We start from the raw sequence: 19,496 nt of genomic DNA, 5'->3' as shown, positions 1-19,496 counted from the left end.
CATGACGAACCCGCAGTTCACCGGCGGCGCAATCGATCTCGGGGCTCTGGTTGACCGCAACGGAGCGGGCAGCGCTGGCAAGGAGCAGGGCTCTAGCGGTTTCGAGCCGTTTATCTCCGTGGATGAGGCAAGCGTGGAGCAGCAGGTGTTTGAGCGCTCCATGCAAATACCCGTCGTGATGCTGATTGGCACCTCGCGCAGCACGGATTCGGAGTCGCTCAAGGCGCAGTTTGAGAAGCTCTCTGCAGGCCAGCGATCGTTCATGGTGGCCTACCTCGACGCCGACACCGCCCCGCAGGTTGCCCAGGCGATGGGTGTGCGAGTGCTACCCACGGTGGTCGCCCTCGCGGGCGGGCGCCCGGTGGCCAATTTTGAGGGCAACCAGCCGGCGAACGAGCTCGAGCAGTGGGTCGGCGCTCTGGTCAGCCAGATAGGCCCGCAGCTGCAGGGCCTGCCTGACGACGGCGTTCCGGAGGCACCCGCCGAGGATCCCCGCCTGGATCAGGCCACCGAGGCGCTCAACGCCGGCGACTTCGACCGCGCTACGGCGGTCTACGACGAGATCCTCGCCGACGATCCCGCAAATGCGGATATCAAACAGGCGAAGGCCACCGTCGCTGTGCTCAAGCGCGTACAGGGGCAGGGGGAGCCGGAGGATGACGTCGATAGGCAGCTGCACCTCGCGGATAGGGAATTTGTCGCGGACGACCCGGAGGCGGCGTTCGACCGGCTGCTCAGGCTGGTCAAGGCCGAGCCGCGCGCCAAGGAGCGGCTACTGGAGCTGCTGTCGCTGCTGGAGCCGGGCGACCCGCGGGTGATCGCGGCGCGCACCCGGCTGGCCAGCACGCTGTTCTAGCGGCGCAGGATGTAGTACTGCGCGCTCATTGCGGGCACGTGCAGTGCAACGGACTGCTCGAAGCGGTCCCACTCGGTGGGCTCCGCGCGTAGCACACGCGGCAGGTCGTTGCCGGCGCCGCCGTAGACGGCGTCGTCGGTGTTGATCAGCATCTCCCACTCGCCGGCCTCGGGCAGGCCGAGGCGGTAGTTGGGCTGGGAGGTGCCAGAGAGGTTCACCACCGCGAGCACCGGGGTGGCGTCTACGCCCCAACGGACGTAGGCGAGGATGTTGTTCGCGGAATCGTCCCCCTTGACCCACTGAAAGCCCATGGGCGTGTTGTCCTGGGAGTACAGTGCGGGGGTTTCCCGGTAGACCAGGTTTAAATCGCGCACAAGGCGCTGCACGCCGCGGTGGTAATCGTGCCCCCAGCTATCGGCGAGGTTGTCCCAATTCACCGAATTCGCCTCGTCCCACTCGGTGGTCTGGCCCCACTCGCAGCCCATGAATAGCAGCTGCTTGCCGGGGTGGGAAAACATGTAGCCGTAGAGGGCACGCAGGCCGGCTGCCTTGTTCCAGTCGTCGCCGGGCATGCGCTGCCACAACGACCCCTTGCCGTGGACGACCTCGTCGTGGCTAAACGGCAGGACGTAGCGCTCGGAGAAGGCGTATACGAGGGAGAATGTGATCTCGTTGTGGTGGTGGGAGCGGTGGATGGGATCGAGGGAGAAGTACTCCAACGTGTCGTTCATCCAGCCCATGTTCCACTTCAGGGAGAACCCCAGGCCGTCCGCATCGGTCTGTGCGGTCACGCCCGGCCAGGCGGTGGATTCCTCCGCGATGGTGAGCACGCCGGGGTGCTCGCGGTGCACGGTGGCGTTCATTTCCTGGAGGAACTGTACAGCTTCCCAGTGCTCCCGGCCGCCGTACTGGTTGGGTAGCCACTCGCCGGGCTCGCGGGAGTAGTCCAGGTAGAGCATGGAGGCCACGGCGTCCACGCGCAGGCCGTCAAGGTGGAACTCCTCGCACCAGTACAGCGCGTTGGCAACCAGGAAGTTTCGCACCTCGCGGCGACCGAAGTCGAAGACGTAGGTGCCCCAGTCTTTCTGCTCGCCGCGGCGCCAGTCTGGGTGCTCGTAGAGGGCGGTGCCGTCGAAGCGGGCCAGGGCAAAGGCGTCTTTGGGGAAGTGGGCGGGCACCCAGTCCACCAACACGCCGATGCCGTTGGCGTGGAGGGTGTCCACAAGCTTGCGGAACTCATCGGGCGTGCCCCACCGGGCGGTGGGCGCGTAGTAGCCGGTGACTTGGTAGCCCCAGGAGCCGCCAAAGGGGTGTTCAGCCACGGGCAGGAACTCCACGTGTGTGAAACCGTTGTCCACCAGGTACGGCACGAGTTCCTCGGTGAGCGTTGCGTAGGTGGAGCCCTGTTTCCAGGAGCCGATGTGGCACTCGTAGACGCTCATCGCGGAATTGGTGGTGTCGAGCCCGGCGCGGGCGCTGATCCACTCGTTGTCGGTCCACTGGAACTCGCTGGGTGCTGCAACCACTGACACGGTTTCCGGCGGGGTGAGCGTGCGCTTCGCTAGCGGGTCAGCCTTGTCCACGCGCACTCCGTCGGGGGTCTGGATGGCGTACTTGTACGCGTCGCCGTCGCCGACGCCGGGGATGAAGATCTCCCAGACGCCGGACGCGCCGAGAGAGCGCATGGGGTACTGGTTTGGGTTCCACCCGCAGAACTCGCCGATGACGGCCACGCCTTGGGCGTTGGGCGCCCAGACGGCAAAGGAGGTTCCGCGGACTTCTCCGAGGGAAGTTTCGTAGGAGCGCACGTTCGCCCCGAGGACCTCCCAGAGGCGCTCGTGGCGGCCTTCTCCGATGAGGTGCAGGTCCAGGGAGCCGAGGGTGGGAAGGAAGTGGTACGCATCCGCCACGATGCGTGGCTCGGCGCCGGGGTAGGTGACGCGGAGGCGGTAGTCGGGCGAATGCTCGTCGTCAAGCGCGATTACCCAGATGTCGTCGCCGATGGGCTCCATGGGGTGCGCGGCGTTGTGGATGAGCAGCTCGACGTTGTCCGCGCCGAGGAAGCGGGTGCGCACCACGGACCCCGTCTCCACGCGGTGCCAGCCGTAAAAGTCGTGGGGCGCGTGGTGCTTGCACTCGATGAGGCGTTGGCGGTCGCCGTCTGGGATGAGCAGGTCGGTGTTCATAGCGTTCCTTTAAGGGCGGTAATCGTGGTCTGAGATCTGACGGTACGCAAGTGCTTCTCGACGTTGTCTCGGCACCTCCGGCAACCGGAAAATGTGCGCCACGTTTTTCTCCGGCGCGAGCCGGATGAAGTTACCGGTCTCGGTGGCGGTCCAGGTGTAAGTCTCTCCCGTGATGAGATCGTGCACCTCGAAGGCGGCGCCGTCGCCCAGGCCCACCGCGGAGGCGTCGAAGCGCAGCATGCCCTCCTGTGTGGACGTGGGATCCAGGTTGATGACCACCAGCACGGCGTTGCCGGTAATCGCGTCCACCTTGGAGTAGGCGATGATCTGGTCGTTGGCGATGTCGTGGAAGCGGATCTGGCGCAGCTGTTGCAGCGCTGGGTTGGTTCGTCGGATGGTGTTGAGCAGCGTCAGGTACGGCTCGAGGGACTCTCCGCTTTCCAGCTTCGCGGCGAAATCGCGGTGGCGGAGCTGGTACTTCTCGCTGTCGTGGTACTCCTCGCTGCCCTCGGCAACGGGGCGGTCCTCGTAGAGCTCGTAGCCGGAGTACACGCCCCACAGCGGGCTCATCGTGGCCGCGAGGGTAGCGCGCAGTGCGAAGGCTGCCGGGCCGCCCTGCTGCAGCGACGCGTGGAGGATGTCGGGGGTGTTGACGAAGAGGTTGGGCCGGGACACGTCGGCCACGTCCACCAGGAGCTGGGCGAAGTCCGTCAGCTCCGCCTTGGTGGTCTTCCACGTGAAGTGGGTGTAGGACTGCGAAAAGCCCGCCTTAGACAGGCCGTACATGCGCGGCGGGCGGGTAAACGCCTCGGCCAGGAAGATCACGTCCGGGTCCGTCTCATGCACCTTGGCAATGAGCCAGTGCCAGAAATCCACCGGCTTCGTGTGGGGGTTATCCACGCGGAACGTCGTAATGCCGAGGTCAACCCAGTACATGATCACGCGGTAAATCTCCGCGTAGAGCTTCTCCGGGGCGTTGTCGAAGTTCAGCGGGTAAATGTCCTGGTACTTCTTCGGCGGGTTTTCCGCGTAGGCGATGGTGCCGTCCGCCAGCACGGTGAAAAACTCCGGGTGTTCGCTCGCCCACGGGTGGTCGGGCGCAGCCTGCAGCGCAAAGTCGAGGGCGATTTCCAGGCCTAGCTCGTTGGCGTGGTCCATCATGTCCAGGAACTCGTCCTCGCCGCCCAGGTTGGGGTCGAAGGCGTCGTGGCCGCCGTGCTTCGAACCGATTGCCCACGGCGAGCCGACGTCCCCGTCCTCTGGGGTCAGAGTGTTGTTGCGGCCTTTGCGGTTGACCTCGCCGATGGGGTGGATAGGTGGGAAATAGACGGTGTCGAAGCCCATGTCGGCGACGCGCTCGAGTTGGGCGGCGGTGGTGGCCCAGGTGCCGTGAACAGGGTTGCCGTCCGCGTCCACGCCGCCGGTGGAGCGGGGAAACAGTTCGTACCAGGAGTTCACCAGCGCTTCGCGGCGCTCCACCAGGATGTCGGCAACCGGGCCGCGGGTGACGAGTTCGCGCAGCGGGTGCTGCTCCAGCACGTCTCGCACGTCCTGGGAGACGCCCGCAGCGATGCGGTCGGCGAGCGGAATCGTGTCGTCGAGAAGCGCCGTGCGAGCCTGCTCCAGCACCTCCGGCGACGGGGTCTGGGCGATCGCTGCGGCGAACAGGTCCGCGCCATGGGCAATGTCGTTGGCCAACTCGGCTTCCGTCTGCCCCGCGGCGAGCTTCTTCTCCACCGCGTTGCGCCAGGTCGCCATGACGTCGCTCCATGCATCCACCCGGTAGCGCCACAGGCCCTGCTCGTGGGGGACGAAGACGCCATGGACGTAGTCCGGGCGGTAGACCTCCTGGTGCATGGGTACCGCGAACTGCTCGCCGGAAGGGGAAACCAACACCAGCGTGGCGGCAACCGCGTCGTGGCCCTCGCGCCACACCAGCGCAGAGACCGGCACCACCTCGCCGACCACCGCCTTTGCGGGCAACGTGCGGCCAGAGACCTGAGGACGCACATCGTCGATTCCAAAGCGAGCAACCATTATTCCGGACCCTCTCAACCTGCCTGCATTCCGTATGCCAGGGTAGCGCGGGCCTCCCACACACGCGGGCTGAAATAGGTAAAGATGGGGTGCGTGAACACGAACGAGGAAAACGCTCAACCATTGACGCCGCCGACCACGGACCCAGACCTACTGGTGGACATGCGCGACGTGGAGTTTGTCCGCGGAGGCCGCACCTTGGTGGGGCCCGTGACGTGGCAGGTGGAACTGGATGAGCGCTGGGTGGTCATCGGCCCCAACGGCGCCGGCAAGACCACCCTGATCCGCATGGCTTCGGCGCAAGAGTTCCCCTCGGCGGGCACCGTCTTCATCCTCGGCGAGCGCGTCGGAGCGACCGACATGCGGGACCTGCGGGCAGCCATCGGCGTGACGTCCTCAGCCGTGGCCCAGCGGGTGCCGGAAGACGAGAAGGTGGGCGACCTAGTTGTCTCGGCTGGGTACGCCATTCTCGGCCGCTGGCGTGAAGATTACGACGAGATGGACTACCAGCAGGCACTCGAGGTCCTGGAGCAGGTCGGCGCGATCCACCTGATGGACCGGCGCTGGGGCACCTTGTCCAACGGCGAGAAGAAGCGTGTGCTCGTCGCGCGCGCGGTGATGACCAACCCGGAGCTGCTGATCCTGGACGAGCCGGCCGCCGGCATGGATCTTGGCGGGCGCGAGGACTTGCTGGGTTACCTGGGGGATTTGGCCATGGACCCGGATGCCCCGGCCATTGTCATGATCACCCACCACTTGGAGGAGATCCCCGCAGGCTTCACGCACGCGATGCTGTTGGACGAGGGCGAAGTGGTCGCCCAGGGCCTCATCGACGATGTGCTGACCTCCGAAAACGTCTCCCGCGCCTACCACCAGCCCATTGAGGTCACCAACGACGACGGGCGCTACTTCGCGCGCCGGGCTCGGGCCGCACGCGGGGGTGCGCACCGGGCGTAAGCCTGGGGGAGCCGTCATGCCCACGGAGAGGAACAACACGCCGGGCGTACATACGCACGACGTCGCCGACAGCATCGACGTCAGTGAGCAGAGCGGGTTCCAGGGTGCCCGCCTCTCAGCGACGGTGATGCTGCTGCGCGACGGCGCAGACGGCCTCGAGGTGTGGATGCAAGAGCGGGTGCTCTCCATGCCGAACTACCCGGGCATTACGGTGTTTCCCGGCGGCGGGGTGGACTCCCGCGACTTTCCACCGCGGGCGTGGGATGACGGCGAGCTATGGCTGGGCCGCTCCGCGATTGCTCTGGCCCGCCAACTGGGCGTGACTAAGTACAAGGCGCACGCGCTGATGTTCGCGGCGGTGCGCGAGCTGTTCGAGGAGACCGGCACGCTGCTCGCTGTAGACGACGATTGTGTTCTGCTCGACGACGCGCGGCCGTTCCACGACAGCAGGCTGCAGTTGGAGTCGCACGAGCTGTCGCTTACCGACGTGCTCCGCGAATCCAACCTCAATGTCTGCGGCGACCTACTGAAGCCCTTCGCGCGGTGGGTGGGCCGTTCTGAAAGCGGGAACTGGTTCGACACCTTCACCTTCGTCGCCGCCCAGCCTGAAGGACAGGAGCCGGACGCGGACACCGACGAGGCCGACGACGCGAACTGGTTTCCACCCCGGCTACTTCTCGACGGCTGGCGCCACGGCCTGGTTCGTCTCGCCCCGTCCACGTGGGCGCAACTTTCGGAGATCACGAGGTTTGAAGACACTGCCGAAGTACTCGCAGCTGCGGACACCTCCATCCTGTCGCCGGTGCTGGGAGACCCGGTTGACGACGAGCGCTACCGCGACTTCTACACCTTCATCCCCGTAGACAGGATTGGACGCCGCAGTGGGATTTAGCGTTGAGGAAGCGAGGTTCTTGTCCGCTCACGCCGCCGAAATCGCGGACGTGGCCCCGGATATTGCGCTCACCACATCGTCGGTGTTCGCTGACCGGGCGGTGTTAGACCGCCGCTTCGGCGACTACGCACGCGCGGTGAGCGTCCTCATCGCCTCCCGGCGCGCGGCCGCCGGCAAATTCCCGGGCCACTGGCTTACCGACGCCGACGCCGCCCAGCAGGCCACCCCTGCGCGCGTTGCCCGCGTAAGAGCTCAGCGCATCGCCGCCGCTGGGGCCGAGTTCGTCCACGACGTGACCTGCTCCATCGGTTCGGAGGCGCCAGCATTTTTGCGCGCTGGCATGCAATGGTTCGGATCCGACCTAGACGCGGCACGGCTGATCATGGCGCGCCACAACCTAGGCCCCACCGCGTGGCTTGCGCGCGCCGACGCGCTCGCGCCCGTAAGCACCGGCGGCGTTGTGGTGGCGGACCCCGCCAGACGCGCGGGCGGCAAGCGCATCACCGATCCCGCCAAACTCCTGCCGCCGCTGCCGGACGTGTTGGAGGCGCACAGCGGCCGCGAGCTGGCAGTCAAATGCGCGCCGGGCATCGACTACTCCGGGTGGGAAGGCCTGGTCAGCGTTGTCTCCGTCGACGGCGGCGTGAAGGAGGCGTGCCTGTACACGCCGGGGCTGGCGGGCGGAACGCGCAGGGAAGCGGTCGTGCTCAGGGACGTCGAGGAGCGTGTGAGCGACACCGAGCCCGACGAGGTAGAGGTCACCGCGCCACGGCAGTGGATCATCGAGCCGGACGGGGCCGTTGTGCGCGCCGGGCTGGTGCGGCAGTGGGCGGCACGGCACAGCCTCAGCATGCTCGACGAGCACATCGCGTACACCACGGGCGAGGCAATTCCAGCGGGCTACAGCGGCTTCGAGTTCATCGAGGCGGTGCCGCTACGCGCACTGAAGAGGGCGCTTGCCGCCCATGGGGCGGGCAGCGCGGAGATCCTCGTTCGCGGCGTGGACGTGGATCCGGACCAGCTGCGCAAGAAGCTCAAGCTGCGAGGGAGCAGGCAGATGGGTGTGGTCATCGCGCGCATCGGCAACGACGCGGTGGCGCATGTGTGCGGCCCGCGCGTGCACGCCTAACCTGTCCTGCATGGTCTACCTCGATCACGCAGCCACCACTCCCATGCGCCAAAGCGCCATCGACGCATGGGTCGAACACGCCGGTGCACTGAACGCCGGCAGCCAACACGCGGCGGGTCGCCGCGCCAACGCGGTGCTTGCCGATGCCCGCGAGCGCATCGCTTCGGCGCTGGGAGCCGATCCAGTCGAGGTTGTGTTTACTGGCTCGGGTACGGAGGCGAACAACATCGGTGTGCGCGGGTTGTGGGACGCCGCTGGAGGCGGTCGCGTCGTCTCCACCCCGATAGAGCACCCGGCAGTGCTGGAGGTGGTCAAGTCTCTCGGCCAGACTAGTTGGCTGCCCGTGGGGCGCGACGGTGTCGTGGAGGACCTGAGCGCCCTGGATGCCCCGGCCGCGGTGGCGGCCGTGATGTGGGCGAACAACGAAACCGGCGCGATCCAGCCGGTGCGCGAGGCGGTGTTGCGCGCGGGTGCCGCCGGCACACCCGTGCACGTCGACGCCGTGCAGGCGGTGGGGCACGTGCCGGTCGATTTTCACGCACTCGGGGCTGCAACGCTTGCGGCCAGCGCGCACAAGTTCGGCGGGCCGCGCGGCACGGGGATCCTCCTCGCCCGGCGCTCGCCCGCGCCCAAGCCGGTGATCCTGGGCGGCGGGCAGGAGCGCGGCATCCGCTCCGGCACGGTGGACGTGGCCAGCGCGGCGGCAACGGCGGCCGCGCTGGAGGAGGCCGTCGCCGAGATGGGGCAGGAGCAGGCGCGGATCCGGGGCCTGCGCGATGCGGTGATCGCGGGGGTGGAGGCGGCGGTGCCGGAGGTGATCGTCGTGAAGCCGGAGCCCCGCTTGCCCGGGCACGCGCACTTCATGTTTCCCGGCGCGAACGCGGATGCTCTGATCATGCTGCTGGACGTGCAGGGAATTGAGGTCTCGGCCGGGTCCGCGTGCGCAAGCGGTGTGGTGCGCTTAAGCCACGTGCTGGAGGCGATGGGGTACTCCGAGCGCGAGGCGATGGGGGCGCTTCGCGTGACGGTGGGGCGGACCAATACGCGCGCGGACGTGGATGCGTTCCTCGCGGCGATCCCGGAAGTGGTGGTGCGGGCTCGGGCGGCGGGCGCGCTGTGAGGCGCGTGTCGCGTGTGGTTTGTGTGACTTGAGTGCTTTAGTGTGTCTGCCATGCAGATCTCCCGCCGCATTCGTTCCGCTGCCGCCGCAGTGACCGCCATTGCCTTGGGGCTAAGCGCGGTCAACCCCCTGTCTGAGCCCGCCGACGCCCAGTCCTTCCCCGGCCTTGTGTCCGGTGTGGACGTGGCGGGCCACCAGCGCCCGGGCGGCGCCGCCATCGACTGGCGCTCCGTGCGCACTATTGGCGGGCAGGACTTCGCATTCGTCAAAGCCTCTGAGGGCGACGGCTGGAAAAACGACTTCTACGACGAGGACGCCAAGACCGCCGCAGACGCGGGTCTGAAGGTGGGCGCCTACCACTACGCCCGTCCGGCGGAGGATCCGATCGCGCAGGCGCGCTACTTCGCTTCCGTGGTCAACGCGGGCCCGGCGACCCAGCTTCCGCCGGTGCTCGACTTGGAGGTGGACGAAGGACTTGGCCCAGTGCAGCTGGCCGGGTGGACGCAGGCCTTCCTTTCCGAAGTGGAGGCACGTACCGGCAAGCGCCCGATGATCTACACCTACCGCTACTTCTGGTACGAACGGATGAACAACACCAACGCGTTCACCTCGTACCCGCTGTGGCTAGCGGCGTACCAGAACCAGCCGCCGGCCCCGGTGGGCGGCTGGGACAAGATCAGCATCTGGCAGCGCAGCGAGTCCGGCCGCGTGGTGGGCATCAACACGCCCGTAGACATGAACATTTTCAACGGCAACGCCGGCCAGCTGGGCCAGTTCGCGGCCGGCGACCTGCGCGCCGGCGGCGGAGTGCTCGAGGCGTTCCAGGCCCCGGACTCGGGCGAGTTGAAGGTGCTCGAGCAGGACAATACGGCGCTGATTGTGGCCATCCTCGCGCTCGCCGCGGGCGGCATGGGTGCGCAGCAGCTTATCGACGCCGCCCGTCTCGCCGGGTTCGACCCGACTGATGCGGACAACATCTCGGGCCTGGTCCGCGCGCTAGCAGGCCAAGGCGAGCTGCCCGTTGAGGACCTGCGCAAGATGATGATCGGCAACTATCAAATCGGTGACCTGCTCATCCTGCTCGACAACGCCGCGAAGGAAGCGAACAAGGGGTAGCGTCCAGCGCCGCCGGGAGCTGGAAAGTCTCTGAGAGGCGGGGCATAACACGCCGAAGAGGGTGGGGCGCACGTTAGGGGAGGAGTAAACCTACTCCCTGTGCAAATGATCTGGTCGTTGCCCGTGGTGGGTGGGCCCGCTGCAATCGCCATCGCAGTGGCCCTCGCCGCCTGTACCGCGGCGGCGGTGTTTCTGCTCGGGGGAATACGCTGTGGGGCCCGGCGTATTCTTGTGGCCGTCGCCTTAGCGGCGGTGGCTGTGGCGGCTGCGGTGTTCGGCCTGACAGTGTGGCCGAAGCCGTTCCCGGACGTGGTGCCGTGGTTCGTCTACGCAGGCACAGGTGTCGCGGTGTTCGTGGCGCTGTGCGCCGTACTTGCGTGGCTGCCGCTTCGCGTGCTGGGTCCGCGCCGGCCGTGGTGGGCCAACTTGGCCCTCACCCTGATCGTGGCGCCGGCCGTGCTGCTCGGATACCTCTGCGTCAACCTGGAATACCAGCAGTATCCGACGGTGGGATCGTTCAAACGCACACCGGTTGCAGTGACGATGACACTTGAGCAGTTCCAGCAGAGCGATCAGGCGCCCACGTTGGACGGGCGTGAAGTTGGCGCGCTGGTGACGGTCCCGGCGCCACCGATGCGCGACGCCATCGCTTACGTCCCGCCCGCCTACTGGCACGGCGCCACATTGCCGGTGATGGTGCTGCTGGGCGGCAGTCCGGGCTACCCCATGGGGTGGTTCACCGACGGGCAGGCGGACGAGACCGCAGACGCCTACCAAGTTGAGCACGGCGGGGTCTCGCCCATCGTCGTCGGCGTGGACGGCACAGGCTCCACCACCGGCAACCCGGCATGCGTGGACGGACCGCAGCTGCAGATGCAGACCTACCTGGCTGAAGACATTCCGGCGCTGCTCAAGGACACATTTCGGGTGAACCCGGACCAGCATTCCTGGACGATCGGAGGGTTGAGCTACGGCGGCACCTGCTCGCTGCAGGTGGTGGCCAACGCGCCGGACGCCTACGGAACCTTCCTCGATTTCTCTGGAGAGCCCGAGCCTTCCGTTGGCAACCACGACAAAACCGTCAACGAGCTGTTCGGCGGAGACGAAGAAGCGTTTCGCGCCGTCAACCCGGCGTCGGTGTTGACCAGGGCGGTAGGCACTGGTAGGTACGCGGACATTGCGGGGCGGTTCGTTTCCGGCGAGCGCGACCCCATGGCGACGAAGGCGCTGCCGCACCTGAACTTCCTGGCGAGGCAGGCGGGTATGAGCACGGAGTACTCCACGCTGCCCGGCGCGCATAGCTACCAGGTGTGGCGTGCGGCGCTGCGCGACAACTTCGCTTTCGCGGCGAAACGTGGAGGGCTGCAGTGAAACGGTTCCCGGTAACCATCGCGCTGACCATCACCATGTGGGCCGGGTACGCGGTGTGTGCGTTGGCGGGATTGCACCCGCGTGAGGCGCTCGGCTACAACCTGCCTGCGGACGCGCACATGTGGCACTTCATCACGGCCGGGCTCACCGCCGCGCATCCGTGGACTCTCGTGGTGTTTACCGTGGGCGCGGCGATGTTTGCCCTGCCCGCCGAGCACGTGCTCGGCTCCCGCCGGTTCGCCGTCGCGGCCGCCGCAGCGCAGGGCGTGGTGATGCCGGCGGCGTGCATTCTCGGCGCGGCGGTGGAGCGTGCTGGATTTAACCTGTGGGGCCCGGATTTGGTCAACGAGGTGTATCTTTCCCCGGCCGCCTGGGTGTTTGGCCCTGCGTCGTTTGCCACCGCGATGATGAACGTGCTGTGGCGCCGCCGCCTGCGCCTGCTCATGGTTGCCCTGTCCGCCACGCTCGTGCTCTACGCCGGCACGTTATCGGCTGTCGCCGCGTTGACTGCTGTGCTGGTGGGGTGGTTCGCCGGTGTCCTCGCCGTCGGGTTTACCCGTCCCAACCGCAGGGTCTCGCTGCGTGAATCACGTGTGCTTGTTGCCGCGCTGTTTACCTCGGTCTGCGTCGGCCCCGTTGTGACCGCATTGAACCCGGGGGCGCAGGGCCCGTTTGCCGGGGTGAGCGCGTTGATGTGGGAGCCGGCGGTGGCTGCCAGGGAAGTTGCGCAAGCGTGCGTCGATCCGGCGAGTACTGCGTGCCGCCAGGCGGTTGCCGTCAACCAGCAGCACGGCGTGGGACCGTTGCTGTTGAACTTGGTGCCGCTTGCGCTCGCGCTGGTGTTGGCGTTCGGGCTCGTTCGGGGCCGGAGGTTGGCCTGGGGCGCTGCGGTGGTGTTCTCGGCCGCGTCCATCGCGGTCATCGCCTGGCAGGCGCTTTTCGACGCCCCTTCGGTCAGCCCCAACCTCGCCATCAACACCGCATTGATCGTGCTGCCCTGGACGGTTGCGTTGGTGGTGCTCGGCTGGAACCGCCGTCGGTTCACCGTGGCGTCCTCCTGGCGCCCGGGCCTCCGCCCGCTCATCGCCGCCTTTGTGGCAACTGCCGCGGCGTGGATTGGCGGGGCGTTTGTACTGCGCGACGGGTTCATGGCCGAGCCGACTGTCGCGGCGGTCTTGGCCGAGCTTGTGTACCGGTACGCGCCGCCTGCCGTGTCCGTCCAGCTTACGCACCATGTGTTTCCGCAGTCGGCCGCTGCATGGGCGTTGTACGAGTGGGTCGGGATCGTGTTTTGGGCTGTCGCCCTGTGGGCGGCGGTCCGGGTCCTTACTTCCGCCCCGTCTGCGGCGCACGAGCGCGACCGTGAGCGTGCCCGGCGGATTTTTCACTCCGGCACCGGCGACCACCTCGCGGCGATGGGACTGTGGGACGCCAACTCCTACTTTTTCACTGAAGTGCCAGGCGGTGAAGGGTACGTGGCCTACCGCGTTGCGCAGGGTGTCGCGGTGACCGTGGGCGGGCCGGTGTACGCCGGGCCCGTGTCGTGTGATGCTGTCGCGGAGGCGTTTGAGCAGTTCGCCGCGACGCAGGGCTGGCGCGTTGCGTGGTACTCGGTGGACGATTCATTCCAGCGCCCGGGTTTCAAGCGCATCCACGTCGCCGAGGAGTCTGTGCTGTCTGCGCAGAATGTGGAGTTTAGGGGCAAAAAATTCCAGAACATCCGCACCGCGCGCAACCGCGCCGAGAAGGAAGGCGTGCAGGCGGTGTGGACGAGCTGGGCCGAGGCCGACCTTGACGTCCGCGAGAAGATCGCGGCGCTTTCAGAGGACTGGGTGGCGGATAAAGCCTTACCCGAGATGGGATTCACGTTAGGCACCGTCGAGGAGCTGCGTGATCCCGACACCAAGCTCCTGCTCGCCGTGGGCGAGGACGGCCGCCTGCATGGGGTGACCAGCTGGCTGCCGGTCTACGAGGACGGCACGCTCGTCGGCTACACGCTCGATTTCATGCGCCGGGATGCAGACGGGTTCCGCCCTGTCATCGAGTTTCTCCTGGCTGAGGCGGCGGTGATCGCCAGTGAGCAGGGCCTTTCCTGGGTGTCGTTGTCGGGTGCACCCTTGGCGCGCAGCGATGAAGCGACCGACTTTCTGGAGATCCTGCTGGACAAAGCCGGGGCGACGATCGAGCCGCTCTACGGTTTCCGCTCGCTGGCTGCCAGCAAGTACAAGTTTCACCCTGAGCACCGCGGCTGGTACCTGGCCTACGACGACGAGCTGGCACTTCCCGCCATCGGCCTGGCGGTGGTGCACTGCTACCTGCCGGACATGAAAGCCGCTGACGCCGCGGCCGTTGTCAGGGAGTTCCTGGGCCGTCGAAACGCGCCGACGCCTGAGCAGCCAGTTTCCGGCACCACACCTCGTCCTTAAACTGCGCCGGCACCGCACCCATGAGTAGGTTGCGGGTGAGCACGTCGCTCGCCTCAAGCGGAGTTCCAGCGCCGATGAGTACGATGTTGCCGTATCGCCGGCCTTTGAGCATCGGCGGGTCCGCGATGGCTGCGACGTGCGGAAACACCTTGCACATGCCGGCAAGCTCGTCTTTCGCCTCCTTCAGGTCCGCGTGCGAGCCGCAGTTGGCCACGTAGAGGCCGCCTTCGCTTAGCGACGTCCACGCAGCCGCATAAAACTCCACCGTGGTCAGGCTCCGCGGCGTGGTGGCCGAAGAAAACACGTCCCGGATGATCACGTCGCGGGTCCCCGGCTTGAACCCATCGGTGACCTCCCGGGCGTCGCCGACGCGGATCTTGACGGTGGGGGACCTTGGGACGTCGAAAAGCTCGCGTGCAAGCACGGCAAGCTCCGAATCGATCTCCACGACCGTGCTGCGCGAGCCTGGCCACGCCGCGGCGAAGTAGCGCGCCAGCGTGCATGCGCCGCCGCCGAGGTGAGTCACGCGCGACTTCGGCTTCGCCTCGTCCGGGTAGGAAGCATCGAGGAAGTCCGCAATCCACCGCATGTACTCGAAGTCGAGACGGGTGGGCTCGCCGGGAACGATGTGGGAGCTGGGCACACCGTTGATCAAGAGAACCATGGAGCCGTCCGGCTCGTGGAGGATCTCGGCGACACCAGTGTCGATCTCGTAAAACTCGCTTTTTGCGGCCATGGCAGGTGAGAGTACTAGAGGCGCGCGTCGGTCCCTCGCAGGTAGGCCACAGAGGCGGCCCACGCGGCTGTCGTGAGCGCGGCCGAGGCGAGGATCACGCTCAGGACAGTCCCGAAGTCGAGTGCGCCGGCATTGGCGACGGCCGTGCTGCCCAGCCACAGCGTTTCCGACAGCAGCGCCGGCGCCGAGACGAACCGCACGCCGGGCATGCCGGATGCGAGCGCGCCGAAGGAGATGAGACTGGCCATCACGGCAATGCCGATGGGGGCCGCGAAGCTGCGGATGACCATGGAGAGAAGCGACTGCCAGGCCGCCACCGCCACTATCGGTGCCAGGGACAGCGCAGCGGCGGCGAGGAGGTGGACGGGTAACGCGCCCGGTACGCCCAGGGCGAAACCGGCAACGAGCGCGAGGATCACCAGCACCGCGTGCATCGTCGCGGCCGCGATGCTGATCGCCGCAATCTTTGCGGCCACCAGGCTGCCGGTGCCGCGGGTGGAGGTGAGCATGGTCAACCAGTTGTGTCCCCGGTGCTCCACGCGCCAGGCGTAGGCGGCCAGCACCGCGATGCCGGCGGTGCAGAACAGAATGCCGTAGAAGAGCATGATCTGGGAGAAGTAGCTGTCCCAGCCCACGGACAGTGTCTCGGCATTGGCGGAGTAGTTGCCGGCGCCGATGCCGACGGCGATAAGCGGCACGAGGACCACCACCGCCCACATGTGGGAGCGCTTGAACTTCAGCAGGTCGTTTGTGATCAGGTGCATGGTTTAGATTTCCTTCCGGTTCAGGGCCCTCGAACCTGCGATGAACACTGCGGCGGCGAGGACAAGGTATGCGGCCCACAGCCACCAGCCGGGCTGGGTTGGAGCGACGCCCGACTCGGTGAATCCGAACGGCAGCAGCACGGCGTAGTAGCCGAAGGGGTTCAGCGCTGCGAGCCAGGCGGGGGACAGCAGCGCGGCGACGCCCAAGAACCCGCCGACGATGCCGACGCCCAACACGACGATCTGTGAATCGACCACCGCCGCGAGCAGCAGCATCACGGCCAACAGGGCGATGCTGGTGCCCAAGGCCCCGAGCCCGAAGCGCAGCCATGTGGAAACCATTGCCCCGCTAGGCGCGGGCGCGCCCAAAGCGACGGGCAGGGCGAGGGCTGCGGCGAATTCGAGCGCGGTGAACAAGACCACGATCAGGCTGGCCACGGCGAACTTCCGGGAAAGCAGCGTCCCCGGCCTCGTGCCGGCAATGGCGTTGAGCCGCCACCCGCCGCTTGCGTGTTCCGCGTCGACAATGCGGCTGGCCACCAGCGCCAGCAGCAGGGGAGTAAGAAACGCCAGGGCCATGCCCAGCCCGACGAGGTGGCTGGCCCACTGGGTGTGCGGGTCGGCCTGGAAATCTGCGATGGGATCGCCCGCGAACAGGTTCATGTTGGAAAACAGCACGTTGCCCGCGCACATGAGCAGGCACAGCCAGACGATCTTGGTGCGCTTGAGCTTGGCAAACTCGACCATCATGCGCCCATCGCCTCCTTGCCCGTCAGGCCGATGAAGACGTCTTCCAGGGTGCGCCGCTTGCGCACCACCTGGTGCAGCGGCACGCCGTGGGAGACGAGATGGGCGCAAGTCTCGGCGACCTGGGCGTCGCTAAGCCCGGAAAGCTCCAGGCCGCCCTCGACGAAGGTGGGGTGAAGCGCCCGCAGCACCTCGGCGGCCGCATCCGGGTGAGGGGTTTGGATGAACACGTCCGGCAGCTGCGCGCTGTAGAGCTCGTCCTGCGGGCCCTGAAACACCAGCTCGCCGTGGTTGATGATGGTCAGATCCGAAGCCATCTTCTCAATCTCGGACAACAGGTGGCTGGACACCAGCACGGTGCGGCCGTGGTCGCGGGCGAGGCTGATGATCAGCTCGCGGATCTCCTCGATGCCGGCAGGGTCGAGGCCGTTGGTGGGCTCGTCCAGGATCAGAAGCTGCGGGTCACGTGCCAGCGCCATCGCGATGCCGAGACGCTGCTTCATGCCCAGCGAGTAGTTCTTCACCAGCTTATCCATGTGGTTTTCAAGGCGCACAAGCCGTACCGCGCGGCGCGCCCGTTCTTTGTCGGCGCCGAGCAGGCGGGTGACGATGCGCATGTTCTCCCCGCCGGTCAGGTGCGGGTAGGCGGCCGGCGCCTCAATGAGCGAACCGACGCCGGAGAGCACCTTCGCCCGGTTGGCGCGGGTGATCGGCTGGCCCAGCATCGTGATCTCGCCGCCGGTCGGCGCGATCAGCCCGAGCAGCATCTTCATGGTGGTGGACTTGCCGGAGCCGTTCGGCCCGAGTAACCCGTGCACCACGCCCGGCTGGACTTCGAGGTTGAGGTCGTGGACAACGTCTGTGTTTCCGTAGGTCTTGGTCAGACCCCGGGTGTAAATGATTGGTGTTTCCATGCGTTCAAGGTTCGCGCATAGCACGGGTCTTCCGCGTCGGCGCGGGGCACGATTTTGGGCGTGATACCCAGGTATGACGCGGCTTAGGAATCCAGCAGGTCCGCGCGCGAGACCAACCCGGTCCGGTACGCGAAAAGTGCCGCGTGCACCCGGTCGCGCGACTGCGTCTTCGCCAGCACCCGGCCCACGTGGGTCTTCACCGTGGGCATGGAGATGAACATCCGCTCGGCGATCTCGCCGTTGCTCCAGCCCCGGGCAATCGCGATGAGTACTTCGCGCTCGCGCTCGGTGAGCTCACCCAGCGCGAGGCGGTCCGCGCGGGACAGGGCTACAGCCTCCTCTGTCGGAGCAGCAAGCTTTGCGACGATCTGGTTCGTCGCCCTCGGCGAAATCACCGCGTCACCGCCTGCAACCGTGCGGATCGCGTCCAGCAGCGCCTCCGGTTCCGTGTCCTTGAGCAGGAACCCGCTCGCGCCCGCGCCAATCCCGCCGAGCACGTAGTCCTCGTCGTCGAACGTGGTCAGCACGATCACCTTGGTGTCCGGATGGTGCTGGGTGATACGCCGGGTGGCGGCGATGCCGTCGAGGACGGGCATTTGCACGTCCATAAGCACAATGCCCACCGGATCGCTGTCGCACGCCTGCACTGCCTCCTCGCCGTTCGCGGCGAGCCAGCGGACCTCCATGTCCGGCTGGGAGTCCAGCACGTTGCGGATGCCGTGGAGAAACAACGCTTGGTCGTCTGTGAGTCCGAGAGTGATCATGAGTTCAGCGGGATCCTTGCCGTTGTGGTCCAGGTGCCGGCGGGGGTGGCGGATGCGGTCACCGTGCCGCTGGAAAGCGCCGCGCGCTGCCGCATGCCCTCCACTCCGTGGCCCGGACGAGTGGTCGCGCCGGGAGCGACCGGGTTCGTCGTTTCTACCACGACGTTATCTGCGCCCCAGCGCACCGCGAGGTCGGCGCGGCCGGTGCCGTGCTTCATGGCGTTGGTCAGGGACTCCTGCACGATGCGCTGGACGGTAAGCGCGGTGGCCGGGGCCAGGTGCTCGGGAGGGGTGCCCTCGGCGGTGTATGCGACGTTAAGCCCGCCCGCATGGCTGGTGGCGACCAGGCCGTCGATGTCCAGTTGCGTTGCTGGTTCAAGGGGGCGCTGTTCAGCGTCGCGGAGCAGCTCCACCACGCCGCGCATCTGGCGCAGCGAGTCGCGGCCGACGTTGCCGATGGTGCGCAGCGCCTCGTCCTTCGCCTCCGGGGTGGCGGCAAAGCGCGCGCCGTCGGCCTGCGCGACGATGACGGTCAGCGAGTGGGTGACAATGTCGTGGATCTCTCGCGCGAGGTGGGCGCGCTGCTCCTGGGCATCGCGCTCGAACTGCTCACGCTGTCGGGCCAGATCCTTCTCCGCGGTCTCCTCGGCACGGCGGCGCAGCTCGCCGAACAGCAGCGCCACGGTCAGCAGAATGATGCTCCAGAAGACGTAGGGGAGTCGCTCGGCAGGCTCGAGCGCGGTAAGCGCGGGGATGACGAACGCGGTGGCTGCGGCGTCGCCAAGCAGCAGTGCACCCGTGGCGATGTCGCGGTGCGGGGCGGGCAGGTGGCGCCTGGCGATGTAGGCGGCGAACGGCGCCACGGCGATTGCGCCGACGGGGAGCGTGTTGCATAACGCCGCGGGAATGAGCACCGTAAGGATCGCAGCGAACGTTTCCAGCGGCCAGCGCCAGCGGGTAAACGGGGCCGCAACGGCGCAGGCCAGCAGTGCGAGCCCGACGACCAACTGCCGCGAATCCGGCAGCAGCCCAACTAGGCAGGCGACCAGCATGAACGCTGCCATGCCCGCATTGCGGATCCGCACTGCGCGGGTAGTGGAAAAGTTCATGGCCGTCCACGCTACTTGCCGCCGCGGGCAGCCGCGTCGTACTGCGGTATGACGATTAGGATTTCACCAGTCGAGCGATAGCGGCGGACGCCTCTTCGATCTTGGCGTCAGCATCTTGCCCGTCGCTGATCGCACCGGCAACGCAGTGCCTCAAGTGGTCCTCCAACAAACCCAATGCCACGCCCTTCAGCGCCGCGTTTACGGCACTGATCTGGGTGAGGATGTCAATGCAGTAGGCGTTTTCGTCGATCATGCGGTGAATACCGCGGGTTTGCCCCTCGATACGTTTGAGCCGGGCGAGGTAGCGGTCTTTATCGCCGATGTAGCCGTGGTCGTTCATCATGGGCCTCCTGGATGGTGTGAGCGGTGTCG

17 protein-coding genes are annotated in these 19,496 nt (G+C 66.9%); 8 read left to right on the top strand and 9 right to left on the bottom strand.

The features are described 5' to 3' along the window. The first annotated feature begins 1 nt into the window (after position 1). Positions 2–856 (top strand): tetratricopeptide repeat protein, encoded by an 855-nt coding sequence (locus tag HMA55_RS06630; RefSeq protein ID WP_181192286.1) that lies wholly within the window; start codon positions 2–4, stop codon positions 854–856. On the opposite strand, the gene glgB is transcribed toward HMA55_RS06630, so the two are convergent. Together glgB and HMA55_RS06620 are read right to left on the bottom strand one after the other, a co-directional pair. After that, positions 853–3,042, bottom strand: coding sequence for a 1,4-alpha-glucan branching protein GlgB (gene glgB, locus HMA55_RS06625; protein ID WP_181192285.1), 2,190 nt, complete (start codon positions 3,040–3,042; stop codon positions 853–855). The genes HMA55_RS06630 and glgB overlap by 4 nt on opposite strands. A 9-nt stretch (positions 3,043–3,051) precedes the next feature. Further along, complete coding sequence (locus tag HMA55_RS06620; protein ID WP_181192284.1) at positions 3,052–5,079, bottom strand: maltotransferase domain-containing protein; 2,028 nt, start codon at positions 5,077–5,079, stop codon at positions 3,052–3,054. Positions 5,080–5,241: 162 nt separating this feature from the next. Here HMA55_RS06620 and HMA55_RS06615 point away from each other — a divergent pair, with 162 nt between their 5' ends. The 7 genes from HMA55_RS06615 to HMA55_RS06585 all read left to right on the top strand — a co-directional run bounded on the left by HMA55_RS06615 (position 5,242) and on the right by HMA55_RS06585 (position 14,090). Further along, positions 5,242–6,036: an ABC transporter ATP-binding protein gene (locus HMA55_RS06615; protein WP_235961842.1), complete on the top strand. Its 795-nt coding sequence runs from the start codon at positions 5,242–5,244 to the stop codon at positions 6,034–6,036. A 16-nt stretch (positions 6,037–6,052) separates the two neighbouring features. After that, complete coding sequence (locus HMA55_RS06610) at positions 6,053–6,928, top strand: NUDIX hydrolase (RefSeq protein WP_181192282.1); 876 nt, start codon at positions 6,053–6,055, stop codon at positions 6,926–6,928. Next, positions 6,918–8,057 carry a THUMP-like domain-containing protein gene (locus HMA55_RS06605; protein WP_181192281.1) on the top strand — a complete coding sequence of 380 codons (1,140 nt, stop codon included), beginning with the start codon at positions 6,918–6,920 and terminating at the stop codon, positions 8,055–8,057. Before HMA55_RS06610 ends, HMA55_RS06605 begins: the two co-directional genes overlap by 11 nt. Positions 8,058–8,067: 10 nt before the next feature. Further along, positions 8,068–9,177: a cysteine desulfurase family protein gene (locus HMA55_RS06600; protein ID WP_181192280.1), complete on the top strand. Its 1,110-nt coding sequence runs from the start codon at positions 8,068–8,070 to the stop codon at positions 9,175–9,177. A 51-nt stretch (positions 9,178–9,228) separates the two neighbouring features. Then, positions 9,229–10,293, top strand: coding sequence for a glycoside hydrolase family 25 protein (locus HMA55_RS06595; RefSeq protein ID WP_181192279.1), 1,065 nt, complete (start codon positions 9,229–9,231; stop codon positions 10,291–10,293). A 105-nt stretch (positions 10,294–10,398) separates the two neighbouring features. Beyond that, complete coding sequence (locus HMA55_RS06590) at positions 10,399–11,664, top strand: alpha/beta hydrolase (protein WP_181192415.1); 1,266 nt, start codon at positions 10,399–10,401, stop codon at positions 11,662–11,664. Beyond that, complete coding sequence (locus HMA55_RS06585; protein ID WP_257802479.1) at positions 11,661–14,090, top strand: bifunctional lysylphosphatidylglycerol flippase/synthetase MprF; 2,430 nt, start codon at positions 11,661–11,663, stop codon at positions 14,088–14,090. The genes HMA55_RS06590 and HMA55_RS06585 overlap by 4 nt, the downstream gene beginning before the upstream one ends. Here the strand turns inward: HMA55_RS06585 and HMA55_RS06580 are convergent. The 7 genes from HMA55_RS06580 to HMA55_RS06550 form a co-directional block, all read right to left on the bottom strand. Continuing rightward, a complete protein-coding gene (locus tag HMA55_RS06580; RefSeq protein WP_181192278.1) occupies positions 14,017–14,826 on the bottom strand; it encodes a spermidine synthase in 810 nt (269 codons plus the stop codon). The genes HMA55_RS06585 and HMA55_RS06580 overlap by 74 nt on opposite strands. 14 nt (positions 14,827–14,840) lie before the next feature. Further along, a complete protein-coding gene (locus tag HMA55_RS06575) occupies positions 14,841–15,590 on the bottom strand; it encodes an ABC transporter permease (protein WP_181192277.1) in 750 nt (249 codons plus the stop codon). Between the two features lie 3 nt (positions 15,591–15,593). Next, positions 15,594–16,340: an ABC transporter permease gene (locus HMA55_RS06570; protein ID WP_181192276.1), complete on the bottom strand. Its 747-nt coding sequence runs from the start codon at positions 16,338–16,340 to the stop codon at positions 15,594–15,596. Beyond that, entirely contained in the window at positions 16,337–17,251 is a 915-nt protein-coding gene (locus HMA55_RS06565) for an ABC transporter ATP-binding protein (protein WP_181192275.1), read from the bottom strand. Before HMA55_RS06565 ends, HMA55_RS06570 begins: the two co-directional genes overlap by 4 nt. Before the next feature lie 83 nt (positions 17,252–17,334). Continuing rightward, positions 17,335–18,015 carry a response regulator gene (locus HMA55_RS06560; RefSeq protein WP_181192274.1) on the bottom strand — a complete coding sequence of 227 codons (681 nt, stop codon included), beginning with the start codon at positions 18,013–18,015 and terminating at the stop codon, positions 17,335–17,337. After that, positions 18,012–19,124 carry a sensor histidine kinase gene (locus HMA55_RS06555; RefSeq protein ID WP_181192273.1) on the bottom strand — a complete coding sequence of 371 codons (1,113 nt, stop codon included), beginning with the start codon at positions 19,122–19,124 and terminating at the stop codon, positions 18,012–18,014. Before HMA55_RS06555 ends, HMA55_RS06560 begins: the two co-directional genes overlap by 4 nt. A 55-nt stretch (positions 19,125–19,179) precedes the next feature. Continuing rightward, positions 19,180–19,467, bottom strand: coding sequence for a metal-sensitive transcriptional regulator (locus tag HMA55_RS06550; RefSeq protein WP_181192272.1), 288 nt, complete (start codon positions 19,465–19,467; stop codon positions 19,180–19,182). Between the last annotated feature and the right edge of the window lie 29 nt (positions 19,468–19,496).

Source organism: Corynebacterium wankanglinii (genome assembly GCF_013601005.1).
In the GTDB taxonomy this organism is placed as follows: Bacteria; Actinomycetota; Actinomycetes; order Mycobacteriales; family Mycobacteriaceae; genus Corynebacterium; species Corynebacterium wankanglinii.
The sequence above is the reverse complement of the archived record's forward strand: the minus strand, read 5'-3'. Positions and strand labels throughout refer to the sequence as shown.